This is a genomic window from Paraconexibacter sp. (genome assembly GCF_041602235.1).
GTDB lineage: Bacteria > Actinomycetota > Thermoleophilia > Solirubrobacterales > Solirubrobacteraceae > Paraconexibacter.
The window spans coordinates 1-3,632 of the sequence record NZ_JBFIGP010000342.1 but is presented as its reverse complement, the minus strand read 5'-3'; the positions used below and the strand labels follow the sequence as shown (position 1 = coordinate 3,632).

4 protein-coding genes are annotated in these 3,632 nt (G+C 73.0%); all 4 read right to left on the bottom strand.

Annotation, left to right across the window (positions count from 1 at the left end; all coding sequences use genetic code 11):
* A partial coding sequence (locus tag ABYE80_RS18475; protein ID WP_372791773.1) for a response regulator occupies nt 1-384 on the bottom strand: 384 nt, incomplete at its 3' end.
* Entirely contained in the window at nt 381-1,931 is a 1,551-nt protein-coding gene (locus ABYE80_RS18470; protein ID WP_372791772.1) for an ATP-binding protein, read from the bottom strand. The genes ABYE80_RS18470 and ABYE80_RS18475, both read right to left, overlap by 4 nt.
* Nucleotides 1,916-3,055 (bottom strand): PP2C family protein-serine/threonine phosphatase, encoded by a 1,140-nt coding sequence (locus tag ABYE80_RS18465; RefSeq protein WP_372791770.1) that lies wholly within the window; start codon nt 3,053-3,055, stop codon nt 1,916-1,918. The genes ABYE80_RS18470 and ABYE80_RS18465 overlap by 16 nt, the downstream gene beginning before the upstream one ends.
* Nucleotides 3,056-3,133: 78 nt before the next feature.
* Nucleotides 3,134-3,632, bottom strand: a 499-nt coding sequence (locus ABYE80_RS18460) for an adenylate/guanylate cyclase domain-containing protein (protein ID WP_372791768.1), incomplete at its 5' end; no start/stop codon positions are given.

Here is a 3,632-nt window from a genome sequence, read left to right as displayed (position 1 = left end):
GAAGCGCTCGAAGTCCACGGGCTTCGTGACGTAGGCGTTCGCGTGCAGGTCGTAGGAGCGCAGGATGTCCTCCTCGGCGCTGCTGGTCGTCAGGACGACGACCGGGATCGACCGCAGCGCCGGGTCGCCCTTGATGTCCTCCAGCACCTCGCGTCCGCCACGCCGGGGCAGGTTGAGGTCCAGCAGGATGAGATCGGGCCGCGGCGCGTCCGCGAACTCGTCCTCGCGCCGCAGGAACCGCATCGCGTCGACGCCGTCGGCGACGACGGACAGGCGGTTGCGGACCTTGTGCTCCTCGAAGGCCTCCCGGGTCATCAGGACGTCCCCCGGGTCGTCCTCCACGAGCAGGATGTCGATCGGATCGACGACGTTCTCGTCGGTCATGGCAGGTGGTTCTCCTCGGTCGGGATGGGGAGGGTGAAGCGAAAGACGGTGCCGGCGCCCTCGGCGGCCGTGTCGAGCCAGATGCGGCCGCCGTGGTGCTCGATGATCTTGCGGCACAGCGCGAGCCCGATGCCGGTGCCGTCGTACCGCTCGCGCGTGTGCAGGCGCTGGAAGATCACGAAGACGCGGTCGGCGTACTCGGCGTCGATCCCGATGCCGTTGTCGGTCACGCTGATCTCGTAGTCGTCGCCGTCCTCCCGCAGCGAGATCCGCACGACAGGCGGAACGTCGTCCCGCGTGAACTTGACGGCGTTGCCGACCAGGTTCTGGAGGACCAGCGCGAGCAGGCGCCGCTCGCCGCGCACGACCGGCAGGGGCGAGCGCTCGACCCTGGCGCCGGTCTCCTCGAGGCGGGTCTCGAGCGCGCCGAGCGCCTCGTCCAGCGCCTCGTCCAGGGAGACGAGCTCCAGGCCCGAGCTCATGCGCCCGACCCGCGAGAAGGCCAGCAGGTCGTTGATCAGGTCCTGCATGCGCCGCGCGCCGTCGGCGGAGAACTCCAGGTACTGGTCGGCCTTCTCGTCGAGCTGGCCGCCGTAGCGCCGCTGCAGGAGCTGGCTGAAGCTGGCGATCTTCCGCAGCGGCTCCTGGAGGTCGTGGGAGGCGACGTAGGCGAACTGCTCGAGCTCGGTGTTGGACCGCTCGAGCTGGGTCTGGCGCTCGGCGAGCTCGGCGTTGGCCCGCTCGGCGTCGCCGAGCGCCGACACGATCCGCACGCGCATCGACTCGACGTCCTGCGCGAGTGCTCGCGTGTCGTGGAGTCCCTGTGCCCGCACCGGCCGGTCGAAGCTGCCGTCGGCCACGGCCCGCGCGTCCTGCGCCAGGTTCTCGAGCGGACGGGTGACGAAGCGTCGGAGCGCCAGCGCGGCCGCGATGCCGGCGAGCACCAGGAACGCGCTGAAGCCGAAGACGACCCGGTCGACCGTCCGTGCGTTGGCGTTGACCTCGGCGCGTGCGCTCCTGCGGACCTGCTCGAAGGTCCGGTCGAGGGTCGCGAGGTCCCGGCGGATCGCGCCGAAGCGGGCGGTCCCCGCGGCCGCGGCGCGGGTGGCTCCCGCCGCGGGCGCCCCCGACCGTGTCGCGGTGATCGCGGGCTCGGCGAAGGTCGTGCGCCACTCGTCCACCGTCCGCAGCAGCGCGGTGAGCGCCGCCGTGCTGGTGTCCCCGTCCAGCCGTCCCACCGCCTCCGTCAGGCGGGCACGGTGGACGCGCTCGGCCTCGCGGCCCTTGCGGTAGGGCACCAGGAACGCGTCCTGGCCCGACAGGACGAAGCCACGCACCCCGTTCTGCTCGTCCAGCAGGGCGACCTCCAGGGCGTAGGTGGCGACCCGCGCCTGTTCCACACCGTCGATCAAGCGGTCCCGGGTCTCGTACAGGCGCGACAGGGCGAACCCGCCGAGCAGCGCGAAGACCACGGCCACCGTCCCGAGCGCGGCAACGGCCAGCGCGAACGCGCGACCGACCGTGAGCTGCGTCAGGCGTCGGCGCATGCGGTCAGGAGCAGGGTGGCGACGTCGTCGGAGAGGGGACCGCCGTTGCGCCGCTCGACCTCGGCGATGAGCGACTGCAGTCCGCCCGGGGGCATTCCGGCGTCCAGCAGCCGCCGCAGGCCCGTCATGCCGAGCCGCTCCTCGCCGTCGTGCCCCTCGTACAGGCCGTCGGTGTAGAGCAGCATGGACCACGTGGGCGGGAGGTCCACGGCGGTCGCCGCCCAGGTCTCGGTCAGCCCGGAGCCCAGCGGGGCCTGCGGGGCTGCCTGCATCGGCGCGGTGGCGCCCTCGGCGAGCAGCAGCGGCGCCGGGTGCCCGGCGAGGCGGACGTCGGCCCGGCGGAGGTCGTCGGAGATCGCGAGGGTGACCGCGGTGGCGAAGATCTCCTCGGAGTGGCGTTCGCAGGTCAGGACCCGATCCATGGTCGGGAGGACGCCCTCGTCGTGGCTCTCGTTGAAGATCAGGGTGCGCCAGGCGATCCGCAAGGCCGCACCGAGGGCCGCTTCGTCGGCGGAGTGGCCGCTCACGTCGCCGATCACCACGTGGATGCGCCCGTCGGCGGCCTCGACGACGTCGAAGAAGTCCCCGCCGAGCAGGGCGCTGCGGCGGCCCGCCCGGTAGGCGGTGGAGATGCGGACGCGCGGGTGGTGCAGGATGGGGCTCGGCAGCAGGCCGCGTTCCAGCCGGATGTTCTCGCGAGCCGCCAGCTCCGCCTCGCGCAGCGCCGCCGCGGAGCGCTCGGCTCCGCGCCGCTCGACCGCGTAGCGGATCGCCCGGAGCAGGCCCGCGCCGTCGACCGCCCCCTTCACCAGGTAGTCCTGGGCGCCCGCCGACAGCGCTGCGACCCCCTGCTGCTCGTCGGCGAGACCCGTGAGCACGACGAACGCGGCCTCGGAGCGCCGCTGCAGCTCGCCGAGACCGTCGAGCCCGACGGAGTCCGGCAGGCCGAGGTCCAGCAGCACGCAGTCCGGCTCCTGGCCGATCACCGCGCACGCCTCGGCGATCGTCCGGACCCGCGTCACCGAGTGCGGGCTGCCCGCGAGGGAGAGCTCCTCCTCGACGAGCAGCGCGTCTCCGTCGTCATCCTCGACCAGCAGGACGTTCAAGGCGGTTGTCGTCGCCATCACCTGGACCCTGTCCTGCACGAGCGAAGGGTTGCAGAGTGCCACGACGCGTGTCGCGCCACGAGTGTCGGCGGACCCTCAGAACGACGCCGCGCGGCGGGACAGCGACTGACCCCGTGGCAGGACGTCGCGCCATCGCGCCCGCTCGCGCATCGGCTGCGGGACCGCGCTCTCGTCGACGAGCACCTCGTCCGGCCCGGCGAGCTCCGCGAGACGGGCGGCGAGGTTCATCGGGGTGCCGTACCAGTCGCCGGCGTGCCGGACCACCCGACCGCGCGCGACACCGGCCCCGGCGGCGAGCGCCGTGCGCTCCGCGAGCACGACCACCGCCGCTCGCGCCGCGGCGAGCAGCCGGTCGCCGTCGCTGGACAGGAAGATCGCGCCGTCGCCCATGAACTTGCCGGGGTGCACGTCGTGCTCGGCGGCGATCTCCGCTGCCGCGAAGTAGAGGTCGTCGACCAGATCGCAGACGGCCGAGGGCTCGTGCTCGAGCATGAACGTCGTCGATCCGCGGAGATCGACCACCGCCACCGTGAGCTCGACCACCTCGTAGGGGTGGTGATCCCGGTGCTCCACG

Excerpts from the sequence above, each read along its gene's own strand:
- ABYE80_RS18470 (WP_372791772.1), bottom strand. The coding sequence starts at position 1,931 with ATGCGCCGACGCCTGACGCAGCTCACGGTCGGTCGCGCGTTCGCGCTG.
- ABYE80_RS18465 (WP_372791770.1), bottom strand. The coding sequence starts at position 3,055 with ATGGCGACGACAACCGCCTTGAACGTCCTGCTGGTCGAGGATGACGAC.